This window comes from Mycobacterium sp. 1245852.3, assembly GCF_001669335.1.
In the GTDB taxonomy this organism is placed as follows: domain Bacteria; phylum Actinomycetota; class Actinomycetes; order Mycobacteriales; family Mycobacteriaceae; genus Mycobacterium; species Mycobacterium europaeum_A.
Genome location: NZ_LZLL01000080.1, coordinates 1 through 15,774, shown reverse-complemented (window position 1 = coordinate 15,774; position 15,774 = coordinate 1). Strand labels below are relative to the sequence as shown.

Annotated in this window: 14 protein-coding genes, 1 rRNA gene and 3 pseudogenes; 2 read left to right on the top strand and 16 right to left on the bottom strand. The window is 64.6% G+C overall.

Annotation, left to right across the window (positions count from 1 at the left end; genetic code table 11):
- Both A9W96_RS03630 and murA read right to left on the bottom strand, forming a co-directional pair.
- Positions 1-1,031, bottom strand: a 16S ribosomal RNA gene (locus A9W96_RS03630); the annotation flags it as partial.
- Between the two features lie 370 nt (positions 1,032-1,401).
- Positions 1,402-2,655: a UDP-N-acetylglucosamine 1-carboxyvinyltransferase gene (gene murA, locus A9W96_RS03625; RefSeq protein WP_066864597.1), complete on the bottom strand. Its 1,254-nt coding sequence runs from the start codon at positions 2,653-2,655 to the stop codon at positions 1,402-1,404.
- Positions 2,656-2,723: 68 nt separating this feature from the next.
- Between murA and A9W96_RS03620 the strand changes: the two genes are divergently transcribed.
- Positions 2,724-3,296 (top strand): cob(I)yrinic acid a,c-diamide adenosyltransferase, encoded by a 573-nt coding sequence (locus tag A9W96_RS03620; protein WP_066864595.1) that lies wholly within the window; start codon positions 2,724-2,726, stop codon positions 3,294-3,296.
- 30 nt (positions 3,297-3,326) lie between these two features.
- On the opposite strand, the gene A9W96_RS03615 is transcribed toward A9W96_RS03620, so the two are convergent.
- The 14 genes and pseudogenes from A9W96_RS03615 to A9W96_RS03550 all read right to left on the bottom strand — a co-directional run.
- Positions 3,327-3,770: a DUF2550 domain-containing protein gene (locus tag A9W96_RS03615; RefSeq protein ID WP_066864592.1), complete on the bottom strand. Its 444-nt coding sequence runs from the start codon at positions 3,768-3,770 to the stop codon at positions 3,327-3,329.
- Positions 3,771-3,787: 17 nt separating this feature from the next.
- Positions 3,788-4,153 (bottom strand): F0F1 ATP synthase subunit epsilon, encoded by a 366-nt coding sequence (locus A9W96_RS03610; RefSeq protein WP_066864590.1) that lies wholly within the window; start codon positions 4,151-4,153, stop codon positions 3,788-3,790.
- A gap of 34 nt (positions 4,154-4,187) precedes the next feature.
- Positions 4,188-5,657: a F0F1 ATP synthase subunit beta gene (gene atpD / locus A9W96_RS03605; protein ID WP_066864587.1), complete on the bottom strand. Its 1,470-nt coding sequence runs from the start codon at positions 5,655-5,657 to the stop codon at positions 4,188-4,190.
- Between the two features lie 21 nt (positions 5,658-5,678).
- On the bottom strand, positions 5,679-6,587 hold the full coding sequence (locus tag A9W96_RS03600; protein ID WP_066864584.1) for a F0F1 ATP synthase subunit gamma: 909 nt from the start codon (positions 6,585-6,587) through the stop codon (positions 5,679-5,681).
- Positions 6,588-6,593: 6 nt separating this feature from the next.
- Complete coding sequence (gene atpA, locus A9W96_RS03595) at positions 6,594-8,282, bottom strand: F0F1 ATP synthase subunit alpha (protein ID WP_066864582.1); 1,689 nt, start codon at positions 8,280-8,282, stop codon at positions 6,594-6,596.
- A 59-nt stretch (positions 8,283-8,341) separates the two neighbouring features.
- Positions 8,342-9,682 (bottom strand): F0F1 ATP synthase subunit B/delta, encoded by a 1,341-nt coding sequence (locus A9W96_RS03590; protein ID WP_066877011.1) that lies wholly within the window; start codon positions 9,680-9,682, stop codon positions 8,342-8,344.
- Between the two features lie 6 nt (positions 9,683-9,688).
- The gene (locus A9W96_RS03585) at positions 9,689-10,222 is read right to left on the bottom strand and encodes a F0F1 ATP synthase subunit B (protein ID WP_067137960.1); all 534 of its coding nucleotides are present in this window, start codon (positions 10,220-10,222) and stop codon (positions 9,689-9,691) included.
- 9 nt (positions 10,223-10,231) lie between these two features.
- Positions 10,232-10,477, bottom strand: a complete 246-nt coding sequence (locus A9W96_RS03580) for a F0F1 ATP synthase subunit C (RefSeq protein ID WP_065052998.1) — start codon at positions 10,475-10,477, stop codon at positions 10,232-10,234.
- Between the two features lie 95 nt (positions 10,478-10,572).
- Positions 10,573-11,331 (bottom strand): F0F1 ATP synthase subunit A, encoded by a 759-nt coding sequence (gene atpB, locus A9W96_RS03575; RefSeq protein WP_067137958.1) that lies wholly within the window; start codon positions 11,329-11,331, stop codon positions 10,573-10,575.
- Positions 11,328-11,819: an ATP synthase subunit I gene (locus A9W96_RS03570; RefSeq protein WP_066864568.1), complete on the bottom strand. Its 492-nt coding sequence runs from the start codon at positions 11,817-11,819 to the stop codon at positions 11,328-11,330. Before A9W96_RS03570 ends, atpB begins: the two co-directional genes overlap by 4 nt.
- 215 nt (positions 11,820-12,034) lie before the next feature.
- A pseudogene (locus tag A9W96_RS03565) lies at positions 12,035-13,244 on the bottom strand (glycosyltransferase family 4 protein); the annotation flags it as partial.
- Positions 13,245-13,272: 28 nt separating this feature from the next.
- Positions 13,273-13,932, bottom strand: a complete 660-nt coding sequence (locus A9W96_RS03560; protein ID WP_067137956.1) for an L-threonylcarbamoyladenylate synthase — start codon at positions 13,930-13,932, stop codon at positions 13,273-13,275.
- Positions 13,925-14,824, bottom strand: coding sequence for a peptide chain release factor N(5)-glutamine methyltransferase (gene prmC, locus A9W96_RS03555; RefSeq protein ID WP_231999577.1), 900 nt, complete (start codon positions 14,822-14,824; stop codon positions 13,925-13,927). The genes A9W96_RS03560 and prmC overlap by 8 nt, the downstream gene beginning before the upstream one ends.
- Before the next feature lie 27 nt (positions 14,825-14,851).
- Positions 14,852-15,580 (bottom strand): annotated as a pseudogene (locus tag A9W96_RS03550) (peptide chain release factor-like protein); the annotation flags it as partial.
- On the opposite strand from A9W96_RS03550, the pseudogene A9W96_RS30055 reads away from it, so the two are divergent.
- Positions 15,572-15,774: pseudogene (locus tag A9W96_RS30055) on the top strand (PCRF domain-containing protein); the annotation flags it as partial. The pseudogenes A9W96_RS03550 and A9W96_RS30055 overlap by 9 nt on opposite strands.

Genomic DNA, 15,774 nt, shown 5'->3' with positions numbered 1-15,774 from the left:
GCACACAGGCCACAAGGGAACGCCTATCTCTAGACGCGTCCTGTGCATGTCAAACCCAGGTAAGGTTCTTCGCGTTGCATCGAATTAATCCACATGCTCCGCCGCTTGTGCGGGCCCCCGTCAATTCCTTTGAGTTTTAGCCTTGCGGCCGTACTCCCCAGGCGGGGTACTTAATGCGTTAGCTACGGCACGGATCCCAAGGAAGGAAACCCACACCTAGTACCCACCGTTTACGGCGTGGACTACCAGGGTATCTAATCCTGTTCGCTCCCCACGCTTTCGCTCCTCAGCGTCAGTTACTGCCCAGAGACCCGCCTTCGCCACCGGTGTTCCTCCTGATATCTGCGCATTCCACCGCTACACCAGGAATTCCAGTCTCCCCTGCAGTACTCTAGTCTGCCCGTATCGCCCGCACGCTCACAGTTAAGCCGTGAGATTTCACGAACAACGCGACAAACCACCTACGAGCTCTTTACGCCCAGTAATTCCGGACAACGCTCGCACCCTACGTATTACCGCGGCTGCTGGCACGTAGTTGGCCGGTGCTTCTTCTCCACCTACCGTCAATCCGAGAAAACCCGGACCTTCGTCGATGGTGAAAGAGGTTTACAACCCGAAGGCCGTCATCCCCCACGCGGCGTCGCTGCATCAGGCTTGCGCCCATTGTGCAATATTCCCCACTGCTGCCTCCCGTAGGAGTCTGGGCCGTATCTCAGTCCCAGTGTGGCCGGACACCCTCTCAGGCCGGCTACCCGTCGTCGCCTTGGTAGGCCATCACCCCACCAACAAGCTGATAGGCCGCGGGCCCATCCCACACCGCAAAAGCTTTCCACCAAAAGACATGCGTCTAAAGGTCCTATCCGGTATTAGACCCAGTTTCCCAGGCTTATCCCGAAGTGCAGGGCAGATTGCCCACGTGTTACTCACCCGTTCGCCACTCGAGTACCTCCGAAGAGGCCTTTCCGTTCGACTTGCATGTGTTAAGCACGCCGCCAGCGTTCGTCCTGAGCCAGGATCAAACTCTCCAAACAAAATCTCCTCGCAGAACGAGGTGAATTTCAAATCAGAGATAATCTGACCTAACAAAAAGACACCAAAAACTGGCATCAAAAAAACGACCATACCCACACACGGGGGGTGCGAAGTATGGTCAAAAAACAACAACAAATAAAAAGACCAAACACACTATTGAGTTCTCAAACAACACTTGTTTCGCCCGTTTTGGGGCAACCCTGCCAGCTTAATACAGATCCGGCAGGTAAGTCAACTCCCAGTTTTGATCTGCTAGAGACCGTCTCGGGAGCAGCCGTGCCAGGCTAGTACCAATCCAGCGAGGGAGTCAAGGCCCCGCTCTCGTCCACCTTCGCGTTGGTGACCGCGCTTGTGGGGCACTGACTTTGGTTACTGTACCCGCTCGATCTCCGCTCCCAAAATCGCCAGGTTTTCCACGAACAACGGGTAGCCGCGATCGATGTGGAACACGTCGTGGACCTCGGTGTCTCCGTCGGCGACAAGCCCGGCCAATACCAGGCCCGCGCCGGCCCGGATGTCCGAACACCACACCGGCGCGCTCGACAATTGCGGCAGCCCCCGAACGACGGCATGGTGTCCGTCGGTGCGGGCATCGGCGCCCAAGCGAATCATTTCCTCGACGAACCGAAAGCGCGCCTCGAATACGTTCTCGGTGATCATCGAGGTGCCGTCGGCGATCGAGGCTAAGGCGATGGCCATCGGCTGCAGGTCTGTCGGAAATCCGGGATATGGCAGGGTCGCCACGTTGACGGCCTTGGGGCGCTCGTACTGCGCCACCCGGAAGCTGTCGTCGGTCTGGGTCACGGTGGCGCCGGCGTCGTGCAATTTGTGCAGCACCACCTGCAGGTGTGCCGGGTCGATGCCCGTCACCGTGATGTCACCGCGGGTGATCGCGGCAGCGATCCCCCACGTGGCGGCGACGATGCGATCCCCGATGACGCGATGCTCGGTCGGGTGCAGCTTCGGGACGCCGGTGATGGTCATGGTCGGCGAACCGGCGCCTTCGATCTGCGCGCCCATCTGGTTCAACATCGTGCACAGGTCGACGACGTCGGGCTCGCGTGCCGCGTTGTGGATGACGGTGACGCCCTCGGCCACGACCGCGGCCATCAGAATGTTCTCGGTGGCTCCCACCGAGGGAAACTCCAGCTGAATCTCCGCGCCGCGCAGCGTATCGGCCTGCGCCACCACGCATCCGTGCTCGATGTTGCATTGCGCGCCGAGCTGGCGCAGGCCGGCCTGATGCATGTCCAGTGGGCGCGAACCGATCGCGTCACCACCGGGCAGCGCGACACGGGCGCGCTTGCACCGGCCGACCAGCGGTCCCAGCACGCACACCGACGCGCGAAACTGCCGGACCGCGGCGAAGTCGGCGTCATATTTCGGCTCGTCCGGAGAGGTGATGCGGGCGACGTCGCCGTCCAGTTCGACGGTCGCGCCCAGCCCGCGCAGCACCTCCGCCATCAACGGCACGTCCAGGATGTCGGGGCAGTTGGTGATCGTGCTGGTGCCTTCGGCCAGCAGCGTTGCGGCCATCAACTTGAGCACGCTGTTTTTCGCGCCCCCTACTGCGACTTCGCCTGACAACCGGTTGCCGCCGGTCACCACGAATCGCTCAGCCACCCGCGTCAGTCTAGTGAAGCGGTATCGCCTTGTCAGTCGGCCGAGCCACACCCGAGTACGGTTTGCTCATGGCTGTACACCTGACTCGCATCTACACGCGAACCGGCGACGACGGCACCACGGGATTGAGCGACTTCTCCCGGGTCTCCAAGAACGATCCCCGGCTGGTGGCCTACGCCGATTGCGACGAAGCCAACGCGGCGATCGGTGTCGCGGTCGCCGTCGGCCGGCCCGACGAGCAGCTCACCAGCGTATTGCGCCAGATTCAAAACGACTTGTTCGACGCCGGCGCGGATCTGTCGACCCCCGTGGTCGACAACCCGGAATATCCCCCGCTGCGGGTCACCCAGCCTTACATCGATCGGCTCGAAAAGTGGTGTGACACATACAACGAGCCCTTGCCGAAGCTGAATTCGTTTGTGCTGCCCGGTGGTTCGCCGTTGTCGGCGTTTCTGCACGTCGCTCGCACCGTGGTGCGCCGAGCCGAGCGGTCGGCGTGGGCCGCGGTCGATGCCGCGCCCGGGCAGGTCAGCGTGCTGCCCGCGAAATACCTGAACCGCCTCTCGGATCTGCTGTTCATCCTGTCGCGGGTGGCCAACCCCGACGGTGATGTGCTCTGGAAACCGGCGGCCGGAAGCTAGCAGGGGTCCGATCGCCTCAACGCGGCGCGGCTAGAGGCCGCGCCGGCGGGACCGCGGCGACGGACGCGACTCCAGCCAGGATAAAAACGCCGTCAACGCGCCCTTGTCGAGCGCGATCTCGTAGCCGGACCTGCGGTCCTGGGTGGTGTCACGCAGCTCGATGACGACGATCTCGTCGGTCATGATGTCGAACTCGTCGCCGCGTGGCGCCCTCCTCGAGACGATCTCGACGCCTCGCCGGCTCAGCCGTCGATCCGGCCACAATCGCAGACTGGACAATCGGTAGAACGCGGCTTCCCCACCGCGGTAACGGATTACGCCATGGCGCCAGCCGTGGCCTCCGACCGCGGGAATGTCTCGCATGATCCCCGCCGTGCCGCCCTGGCGCAGCTTCCACAACCGATAGCTCAGCGCGACGACGGCGCCCGCCAGCACGACGACCAGCACGACCATCCCAACCATGGGCGCGCTCATCGTCCGGACCGAGGCGGTTAGTCGATCGCGCCGACGGCGCGCAACCTTGCGCGCCCCTTGGCGGCGATACGCGGGTCGTCCGACTCGGAAGCCTCTCTGGCGGCGCTTTCGTCGATCTCCGACTCGAACTCGGCGGATTCGGCGAGGATTGTCACCGATTCCTCGGTGACGGACAGAAATCCGCCGTCCACCGCGATCCGCAGATCGTCTTCACCGTCTCGTTCGACGCGCACCATTGCATCGTCGACCAACTGCGCTACCAGCGGGATGTGCCGCGGCAGGATGCCGATCTCACCGACGGTGGTACGGGTGAACAGAAACGTCGCCTCACCCGACCAGATCTTTCGATCGACGGCGACTATCTCAACGTTCAAATCCGCCATGCCACGAGCCTTTCAGAGCCTTTTCGCTCACGCCTCAGGAATCCAGTTTGGCGCCAAAGCTTTCGGCCTTCTTCGCCAAGTCGTCCAGGCCGCCGATCAAGAAGAACGCCTGCTCCGGGATGTGGTCGAAATCGCCCTTGGTCAGGCGGTCGAACGCCTCGATGGTCTCCTTCAGCGGTACCGTCGAACCGGGCTGACCGGTGAACTGCTCGGCCGCCATCATGTTCTGCGACAGGAATCGCTCGATCCGTCGTGCACGCTGAACGAGCTGCTTGTCCTCTTCGGACAACTCGTCGATACCGAGGATCGCGATGATGTCCTGCAGGTCCTTGTACCGCTGCAAGATTCGGATGACTTCCTGGGCAACGCGGTAGTGCTCGTCACCGACAACACTCGGGTCCAGAATGGTCGAGCTCGACGCCAGGGGGTCCACCGCGGGGAAGATGCCCTTGGAGAACACGTTTCGAGAGAGCTCGGTGGTGGCGTCCAGGTGCGCGAATGTCGTCGCCGGCGCCGGGTCGGTGTAGTCGTCGGCGGGCACATAAACGGCCTGCATCGACGTGATCGACTTGCCTCGCGTCGAGGTGATGCGCTCCTGCAACTCGCCCATCTCGTCGGCCAGCGTCGGCTGGTAACCCACCGCGGACGGCATACGACCGAGCAGCGTCGAGACCTCGGATCCGGCCTGGGTGAACCGGAAGATGTTGTCGATGAACAGCAACACGTCCTGGCCGGCCTCGTCACGGAACCACTCCGCCATGGTCAGCGCGGACAGGGCCACCCGCATGCGGGTGCCGGGCGGCTCGTCCATCTGACCGAACACCAGCGCGGTGTCCTTGAGCACGTCGGCTTCCTTGAGTTCGACCCACAGGTCGTTGCCCTCACGGGTGCGCTCACCGACGCCGGCGAAAACCGAAGTGCCACCGAAGTTTCGGGCGATACGGTTGATCATCTCCTGGATCAGCACCGTCTTGCCCACGCCCGCACCGCCGAACAGTGCGATCTTGCCACCACGCACGTACGGGGTGAGCAGGTCGACGACCTTCAGACCCGTCTCGAGCATCTCGGTGCGGGGCTCGAGCTCCTCGAACGGCGGCGGTTTGCGGTGGATTGACCAGTGGTCGAACTCCTCGCCGTACCCTGGCTTATCCAGGCAGTCGCCCAAGGCGTTGAAGACGTGCCCCTTGACGCCCTCACCGACCGGCACCGAGATCGACTTTCCGGAGTCAGTGACCTCAACGCCGCGCACAAGGCCGTCGGTGGGCTGCAGCGAGATTGCCCGAACGAGGTTGTCGCCCAAGTGCTGCGCAACCTCGAGTGTCAGGGTCTTCTTGAGCTCCTCGAACGTGATCTCCGCGTTGAGAGCGTTGAATAGCTCGGGTACCGAGCCGCGCGGGAACTCGACGTCGACGACGGGGCCGGTCACCCGTACGATGCGGCCGTTGGTGTCGGCTTTGGTCGACTTCTTGTCGGTCTTCTCGGTGCTTTCAGTAGTAGCAGCCATATTTTTCTTCTTCCTCGTGTGCTACTGAGCGTCGGCGAGCGCGTTTGCGCCGCCGACGATTTCGCTGATCTCCTGGGTGATCTGAGCCTGGCGCTCCCGGTTCGCCATCAACGTCAGCTCTTTGATCAGGTCGTCGGCGTTGTCGGTCGCCGACTTCATCGCTCGTTGACGCGACGCGAGCTCCGATGCCGCCGATTCGAGCAACGCGGCATACACCCGGGTCGTCACATACCGCGGCAGCAGCGCGTCGAAAAGAGTTGTGGCGTCTGGTTCGAACGAGTACAAGGTGTGGAGTTCGTCGGTGTCCTCGACGTATTCCATGACCAGCGGAGCGATCCGATGGGCCACCGCGGCCTGCGACATCATCGACTTGAATTCCGAGTAGACGATGTGCAGTTCGTCGACGCCCTGGTCGTCCTGTGACTCGTCATCGCCGACCCCGGCCATGAAGCTCTCGACCAAAGTGGACGCGATCTCCTGGGCGTTCTCCACCTGGGGCTGCTCGGAGAAACCCGTCCAGGATTCGGTGATGTCCCAGTTGCGGAACTTGAAGTAGTTCTGCGCCTTCCGGCCCACCGTGTAAACGATGGGTGTCTTGCCCTCTTCCCGCAGCAACGAGAACAGTTCCTCGGCACGGCGGAAGATGCTTGAGTTGTACGCGCCGCACAGACCGCGGTCCGAGGACACCACCAGGACGCCGGCGCGCTTCGGCTCGTCACGCTCGACCAACAACGGATGGTCCAAAGCGGCTTCGGAGGACAACGTGGTGAGCATCGACGTGATCTGGAATGCGTAAGGCCGGGCGGATTCCAGCCGGGCCTGCGCCTTGCCGATGCGCGAGGTCGCGATCATCTCCTGGGCCTTGGTGATCTTCTTGATCGACCCGGCCGAACGGATCCGGCCCCGTAATTCGCGAAGTGTTGCCGCCATCGGTAGCTACTTCTTGTCCTTGCCGGAGGCCTTGGAATCCTTGGATTCCTTCTTGTCCTTCGGCTTCTCCTTCTTGACCTGTACGGACTCTTTCTCCAGATCCTCTTCGTCCAGGGGCTCGACGTGCTCGTCGGGCACGACCGAGCCGCCACCGGTGGCCGCGAAGCCCTTCTTGAAGTTGTTAATGATCTCGGTGAGCTGGTTCTCGCCCTCTTCGGAGAGCTTGCCGCTGTCGCGGACGCCGGCCAGGAACTTCTCTTCCGAGGCCCGCATGTGATCCAGCAGCTCGGTCTCGAAACGTCGGACGTCCTCGACGGGCACCGAGTCCAGGTGACCGCCGGTGCCGAGGAAGATCGACACCACCTGCTCCTCAACCGGCATGGGTTGGTACTGAGGCTGCTTCAACAGCTCGACCAGGCGTTCACCGCGCTCCAGCTGGGCCTTGGACGTCGCGTCCAGATCTGAGGCGAATGCGGCGAAGGACTCCAGCTCCCGGTACTGCGACAGGTCTAGACGCAACGAGCCGGCGACTTCCTTCATGGCCTTGATTTGCGCCGCACCACCCACGCGGGACACCGAGACACCGACGTTGATGGCCGGCCGCACGCCCTGGTTGAACAGGTCGGATTCCAGGAAGCACTGGCCGTCGGTGATCGAGATGACATTGGTGGGGATGTAGGCCGAGATGTCGTTCGCCTTGGTCTCGATAACCGGCAACCCGGTCAGCGAGCCGCCACCGAGGTCGTCGGACAGCTTGGCGCAACGCTCCAGCAGGCGGGAGTGCAGGTAGAAGACGTCGCCGGGGTACGCCTCGCGACCCGGCGGACGGCGGAGCAGCAGGGAAATGGCGCGGTAGGCCTCGGCCTGCTTGCTCAGGTCGTCGAAGACGATCAGCACGTGCTTGCCCTCGTACATCCAGTGCTGGGCAATCGCCGAACCCGTGTACGGCGCAAGCCATTTGAAGCCGGCGGAGTCGGATGCCGGCGCCGCCACGATGGTGGTGTAGTCCATGGCGCCACCCTCGTCGAGCGCGCGTCGGACCGAGGCGATCGTGGTGCCCTTCTGGCCGATGGCCACGTACACGCAGCGCACCTGCTTGCGTTCGTCGCCCGACTCCCAGTTCTCCCGCTGGTTGAGGATGGTATCCACGCAGACGGCGGTCTTGCCGGTCTTGCGGTCACCGATGATCAGCTGGCGCTGGCCGCGCCCGATCGGGGTCATCGCGTCGATGGCCTTGATCCCGGTCTGCAGCGGCTCGCTCACGCTCTGCCGCTGCACCACCGACGGCGCCTGGATCTCCAGCGCGCGGCGAATGTCGGTATCGATGTCGCCCTGGCCGTCGATCGGCTGGCCGAGCGGATTGACCACGCGCCCTAGGAACGCGTCGCCGACGGGCACCGACAGGACCTCGCCGGTGCGCTTAACCTGTTGGCCTTCTTCGATTTTCTCGAAGTCACCCAGGATCACCGCGCCGATGTCGTGTTCATCGAGGTTCAGGGCGACGCCAAGGACCCCGCCGGGGAACTCGAGCAACTCTTGGGTCATGACGGAGGGCAAACCCTCGACGTGCGCGATACCGTCCCCGGCCTCGATGACCGAGCCGACCTCCTCGCGGGCGGTGTCGGACGTGAAGGAGCCTACGTACTCCTCGATGGCGCTCTGGATGTCCTCAGCGGAGATGGTCAACTCGGCCATGGCTATTCGTCTTCCTACTTGATCTTGGTTCGCGTGGGATTGTGATTGGTCGATGGTGGTTAGTCGGGCAATTGAGCCTGGGCCGCGGCAAGTCGAGAAGCGAGCGTTCCGTCGATCACTTCGTCGGCCACGGAGATGAGCAGCCCGCCCAGCAGTTCGGCATCGATCTGGAGCTGCACCGCCACCGGGTGGTCGTAGATGCGGCCGAGCACGTCGGTGAGGCGGGTGCGCTGCGCATCGCTGAGTTCGGCTGCGGCGCTGACTTGCGCCACGATCTCGCCGCGGCGCGCCACCGCAACCTCCGCCAGGAACTGGATGGCCTCGTCGGCGTTCTGGCCCCTCAGCAGCTCCACAGTCTGGGTCAGCAGTGCCATCGTGATCGGATTGACCCGTCCGCTCGCGCTCTCAAGCACCTTGCGCAGGAGGCCGACTCGCCCTTCCACCGGAACGGAGTAGTCGCCCAGCAGGATCGCCAGCCGCGGCTCCGCGTCGAGGGCGCGGGAGAACCGGAACAGCTGTTCTTCGACCTCGTCGACCTTGTCCTCGCGTTCGGCGACTTCGAGCAGCGCCTGCCGAGACACGTGTTCGATGGCATCGACCAGATCGGAGTTGGCCGACCAACGCTCCGAGACCGCCGCGCGCAGCACCTCGAGTGTCGCGTCGCCGACCTTGCCGGAGACCAGTCTTTCGATCAACCGGACCCTGGGAGCGCCATCCTCGGCGGGAACGGTGAGATACCGCGTGACGACGATCTCGCGGTCCAGCATCTGAGCAACTTCTACCAGCTCACCGGAGACAGTCGAAAGCCCTTTGTTGTCAAGGTCTTTGGCTAGGGTGCCGAACTTGTCCGACAGGTTGCCCAGCGCGATGCGACTCGACGAACGCATCTTGGTCATCAACGGATACTGGACGTCAGCCGCAACGGGCGCCATCTCGTCGAGTTCATCGAGGAACCGGTCGACGGTGGCCGACTGCTGTTCGGAGTCGGCGACGTAGTTGCGCACCAACTCGCCCGCCTGGCGCACCGCTTCGTGGCCGAGTTCCAACCGGAGCTGCCGGCTCAACTGGGTCCGCAAGAGATCGACCTGACGGCTGCCCTGTGCGTTGATGCGATCGGACTCGACATCGGCCTGGGCCCGCAACTGCTCGACGATGCGGCCCGCGTCGGTCCGGGCCTCCTCGACCACCCGTTCGCCCTCCGTCTTCGCATCTTCCACGGCCTTGGTGTGCGCCGTGGTCGACTCGGTCAGCCGATCGCTCGCCGTCGCAGCGTCTTTCAGCTGTTGGCGCACGGCGTCTTGCCGCGCGGCCATCAGCCGACGCACCGGCGGCACGACATAGCGCACCACCAGAAACACGATGGCTGCAAAGCCCACCAACTGGCCGATGAAAGTCGACATACGTATTTACCGTCCGGATGTCTTGGTTGCGGATGTGGTCGTGGCGGCGGGGGCGACGTCGACGCCGAGGATGCGACTTGCCAACGTCGCCGACATCGACGCCACATTGGCACGCAGATCCAGCTCCACGGCGTCCCTCTCCCGCTTCAATTGCTCGGATGCCATTTGTAACGTCGACATCACCTGTTGTTCGGCACGGGCGCGCGCGTCTTCGACCACCTTACGACCTTCGGCGCGGGCATTGTCGCGCAACGACGAGGCCTGAACCCGCGCCTCGCTCAGGGCTTCTTCGTAGTCGGCCTTGGCCGCTTCGAATTGCTCGGTCGCCTTCTTGTTGTCGGCAGCCGTCTTGGCGACCATGGCCTCGCGCTCGTGCAAGACCCTCATCACCGGCGGCACGACGAATGTGCCGATGACGGCCAGCACGATCAGGAAGATCGCCAGCACGAAGAAGAAGGTGCCGTTGGGGACGAGGAAGTTGTTGCCTCCCTCGGCCACCACCTGGCTGGATGCCAAAATGCTCGGACTCACGTCACGCATTGCAGCGAATTACTTGACCGGGGTAGCGAAGACGAACAACGCCATGAACGCCAGGTTGATGAAGTAGGCCGCCTCGACCAGACCGACCGTGATGAAGAACGGCGTGAACAGCCGGCCCTGCGCTTCGGGTTGCCGGGCGATACCCGACACCAGCGCGTTACCAGCAATACCGTCACCGATTCCGGCGCCGATCGCGCCGCCACCCATGATGAGTCCACCGCCGATGAGAGCGGCGGCAGCGATTTGGGGGTCCAGGGCTGCCATTCTTTCCTCCTTTATTTGGGGCTTATCCGGTAGCGGTCTACCGAGCCTCTGTAATGGTGCGTGGGACAAAACAATTCATGGGCGTCTCAGTCATGGTGATCCTCGATCTCCATGGCCTGGCTGAAGTACAAGATGGTCAGAATCGAGAAGATGAAGGCCTGGATGGCGCCGACGAACAGGTCGAAGGCCTTCCAGATCGCGTTGGGTGCCCACATGATGTACGGCGGGAAGAGCGCGATCAGCGCGACCAGGATGCCGCCGGCGAAGATATTGCCGAAAAGTCGGAGCGACAGCGAGATGGGCTTGGCGAGCTCTTCGACGAGGTTGATCGGCGCCAAGAACGCCACGTGACCCTTGACCACCGCCAGCGGATGCCCGATGATGCCGCGGCGCCAGATGCCGGCCACGTGATAGCAGACGAACACGAAGAGCGCCAGCGCCAGAACGTAATTGATGTCCGCCGCCGCCGACTTCAGCAGCTCGCTCGCGTGCCCGGATTTGTCCTTGTACTGCAGCGGGAGGACCGACAGCCAGTTGGAGATCAAAATGAACACGAAGATCGTGACGGCCAACGGCAGCACGAACGGGGCGATCCGCATGCCGATCGCGCTCTCGATCTGTCCGCGCATCTGTTCGGTGATCGCCTCCCAGAACAGCTGAACGCCACTCGGCACGCCCTTGGAAGTGATCTTCGCGCGCAGGAAGAAGGCCAGCCCGAGCACGATCACCGCGGCGATCGCGGTCGACAGAATCGTGTCGGTGTTGACGGTCAGGCCAAGCCACGTGGCCTTATTGTGCTCGCCAACCTCGATTGCCGACTCGGCCAGGAACGTCGTGCCAGTCATCGTTGCTGTTCCTTATCTTCCGTTCCGTCCGACCCTGCGATCACGCCGCCTTCGGCGCCGTCCGATGGCTCCGCCCAGTCACCCGCGCGCAGCTTCTTCCACACCGGGAGCGCTGTCGAGGCAACCAACAGGACCTGGAAAAGCGCCAACCCGAACATGACGCCCAGGCCGGCGGGGCGAAAGACGTAGGCGATGATCAGCCCGAAGACCGTGATGATGGCCAGCCGTGACGCCGAGTTGACCGCCATTGACCTTTTCAGCGGGTGGTCCTTGGCGGTGATCGATTCAACCGAGCGACGCACCAATACTGCGTTGAGCAAACCCAGGAGAAGTCCGACGCCGAAGAAGACGCCGACCATCAGGTGGCCGGACAGCCCGGCGGCGAGCACCGCCACCGCAGTGATGGCAATGCTGATCGCGAAGAGCCGAACCGGACGGAAAGCAACAGAGGGAAACACCAACGGCGCGTCCTGCGCTGGTGTCGTCACTGCAGCACCTCAATCCCAGGTTGATGGAACGGGAACCCCCCGACCGACTGATCGGTGGTCCGCCGAGCGTATCGCACGTCACACTTGAATCACCCAAGGGGTATCTCCCGAGGCCGGTCTTGAACCAGCCCGGTCGGATTGCCCTCCGATGGGCCGGTAGCCTGCGCGGCTTTTTGGGGTTCTACCAGCACCGTACCACATGCCGGACCCCACTACTACCCTTCGTCGTAGTAGTCGTCGCCCCGGCGCAACAGCGGGATCGCCGTCGCGATGCCGGCCACCACGATGGCGCCAAGCATCACCGCGGCGGTATCGCGCGGACGGAAAAAGATTGTGCTGGCGGCGCCGAACGCGACGATCCCCACCCACAGATAGATCAGCAACACCACCCGGCGGTGCGAATGACCGATCTGCAGCAACCGATGGTGCAGATGCATCTTGTCGGGGCTGAACGCGCTGCGGCCCGCGCGTGTGCGGCGCACGATCGCCAGCAGCAAATCGAGCATCGGCACGAAGATGACGGCCGCGACCAGCAAGAACGGGGACAGCAGGACGAACACGTCGCGCGCGCCATAGGCGTTCTGCGAGACGGGGCCGGCGGCCGTCGTGGACGCGGCCGACAGCATCAGGCCGATCAGCATCGAGCCGGAGTCGCCCATGAAGATCTTGGCGCGGTGGAAGTTGTGCGGCAGGAAGCCCAGGCATGCCCCGGCGAGCACCACCGAGATCACCGCGGGCGGATAGAACAGGACGTCACCGCCGTGGTCGCGCAGCAGCCCGACCGAGAACATGCAGATTGCCAGCGCGGTGATCAGTCCCAGCCCGGCCGCCAGGCCGTCGAGTCCGTCGACGAAGTTCATCGCGTTGACGACCGACACGGTGAGCGCCAGGGTCAGCAGGATCGACGAGGCCTGGTCGAGCACGATGGTGCCCACGCCGCCGATAGGGATGTACAGGACGCTCCACGCCACGCCCATGGTGACCAGCACGCTGGCCGCGGTGATCTGGCCGGCGAACTTGGTCAGCGCGTCGAGGCCCCAACGGTCGTCGATGAGGCCGATGCCCATGATGACCGCGCCGGCCACCAGGACCGCGGGCATACCGGTGGAGTAGACGAACCCACGCGTGAGCGCCGGAAGCTGGGACGCCAAAAAGACGGCCGTGATGACGCCGAGAAACATCGCCAGCCCGCCCATCCGGGGCGTCGGCGTGACGTGGACGTCGCGCTCCCGCGGATAGGCGACCGCGCCCAGCCGGGTGGCCAGCACCCGCACCGGGCCGGTGGCGAAGTACGTGATGATGGCTGCGGTCAGCCCGACCAGCGCCAATTCGCGAAGCGGAACACCGGCGCCGCGGTCGCCCAGCGCGAGTAAACCCCCGGCAAGGTTGGTTACGTCGCTGGACATCACCGAGACCGTACTGGACAAACCTGGGACTTCGACAACCGCTCCAGTCAGGCCTGGGCGGTCAAGCTTTCCGGGTCGAGGGCGAGCACTTCCGCGATCCGCTCCGCGCTCACCGGGCCCGGCCGCAGAATGCGCGGCGTGGTCCCGGTCAGGTCGACGATCGTGGATGCCGCCCCCTGGGCGGACGGACCCGCTTCCAGGTAGACGTCGACCAGATCGCCGAGCTGGCTGCGCGCCTCGTTGGCGTCCAGGGCGGCCGGGCGTCCGGAGACGTTGGCGCTGGACACCGCCAGGGGCCCGACTTCGCGCAGCAGTTCGATGGCCACGGGATGCAGTGGCATGCGCAGCATCACGGTGCCGCGGGCGTCGCCGAGGTCCCACTGCAGCGACGGCGCCTGGGTCACCACCAGGCTCAACGCGCCCGGCCAGAAGGCGCGGATGAGGTCGCGGGCCCCGTCCGGCATGGTGTAGACGAGCCCCTCGATGGTGTGCCAGGAGCCGACCAGCACGCCCACCGGCATGTCGCGCCCGCGCCCCTTCGCCGACAGTAGCGCGGAGACCGCCGCGCTGTTGAACGCATCGGCGCCGATCCCATAGACCGTGTCGGTCGGCATGACAACCAGGCGGCCACCCTTGAGCGCTGCCGCGGCGGCGGCGATTCCGAGTGAGCGCTGATCGGGATCCGCACAGTCGAAGACGTCAGTCATGGGCGCCGCCCCTCGCCCGTTCCGCTCTCCTGCGGGCCGTGACGAACCGTGGCCGCCCGGTCAGGTCTCGGCGGGCCCGGACGTCGTCGAATGCCCCTGTGCGGTTGAACAATTCCACGGTCTGCGCCGCGGTGGTGTCATCGTGCTCGACGCCGATGAGTCCTCCCGGACGCAGCCAGCGACCGGCGAGGCTGAGCAGCGGCGCGATCACCGCCATTCCGTCCGGGCCGGCGAAGACGGCCTGGTGCGGATCATGTTGCGCGACTTCGGGATCCAGCACAGCACCGTCGGGAACGTAGGGCGGGTTGGCCACCACAAGGTCGACCCGGCCATCCAGATCGGCGAGCAGGCCCGGCTCGCCGGCCAGCTCTGTGACGTCGGCGCAGATCAGCTCGACCTTCGTGCCTTGCGCGTTGCGGTGCGCGTACTCCAGCGCGGCATCGGAGTTGTCGATGGCGACGATTCGCGCCCCGGGCAAGTGGTGGGCCAGCGCCACCGCCAGGGCGCCCGACCCGGTGCACAGGTCAACGATGACGGGTCGCGAGGGAAGTTGTTGTGCCCTAGCCCATTCCAGCAGCGCTTCGGTCTCCGGGCGGGGTATGAAAACCCCGGGGCCGACGTGCAGCAGGACGGGCCCGAACGCCGCGGTCCCCAGCAGATGTTGCAGGGGAACGCGTCGCGAGCGCGCGGCCACGACGTCGCGGTAGCGCGCCAGGAAGTCCGCGTCCGGCGGGTCGAGCAGGGACAGGCGTCCGCGATCGGTGCCCGCCAGGTGCGCGGCCAGCTGTTCGGCATCCCAACGCGCAGAATCGATTCCCGCCTCGGCAAGGGTGGCCGCAGCATCGTCGATCGTGCGCCGCAGGCTGAGCTGGGTTGTCGCGCTTCTCCTCATCGTTTCACTCTGCATCGTCGCGCGATGTCATGCCTGTTGCAGCCGGCTCTGCTTGTCGGCGGCGGCCAGGGCGTCGAACAGGGCGTCCAGATCACCGTCGAGGACCTGATCGAGATTGTGCGACTTGAAGTTGATGCGGTGATCCGCGATCCGGTTCTCCGGGAAGTTGTAGGTGCGGATGCGCTCGCTGCGGTCCACCGTGCGGATCTGGCTGGCCCGGTCCGCCGAGGCATCGGCGAGCGCCTGCTCTTCGGCCAGGGCCTGCAGACGGGCGGCCAGCACCTGCAGGGCGCGGGCCTTGTTCTGCAGCTGCGAGCGCTCGTTCTGGCAGGTGACGACGATGCCGGTGGGCAGGTGCGTGATGCGCACCGCGGAGTCGGTGGTGTTGACGCCCTGGCCGCCCTTGCCCGACGAGCGGTAGACGTCGATGCGCAGGTCCGACTCGTCGATCTGCACCTCGCCGACTTCTTCGGGTTCGGGATACACCAGCACGCCGGCCGCCGAAGTGTGAACGCGGCCTTGGGATTCGGTCACCGGGACGCGTTGCACCCGGTGCACTCCGCCCTCGAATTTCATCCGGGACCAGACCCCGTCGGCGCTGTCGCCCTTGCTGGCGATGGCCAGCGTCGCGTCCTTGTAGCCGCCCAGATCCGAGGTGGTCTCATCCAGCACGGTGACTGTCCAGCCGTGCCGCTCGGCGTAGCGGATGTACATCCGGGCCAAGTCGGCGGCGAACAAGGCCGACTCTTCGCCGCCGAGGTCACGGATCTGGAAGCCCAGGTGGCCGAGCTGGACACCCAGCTCACCGACATGCTGGCCCCGCGCGACCCGCATGACGCCGACGACATCGTCCTCGAAGTGAAATCCGGTGAGGGCGGCGAAGAGTCGGCCTTGTTCGCCGCCGACTTGGCCCGGATGTACATCCGCTACGCCGAGCGGCACGGCTGGAC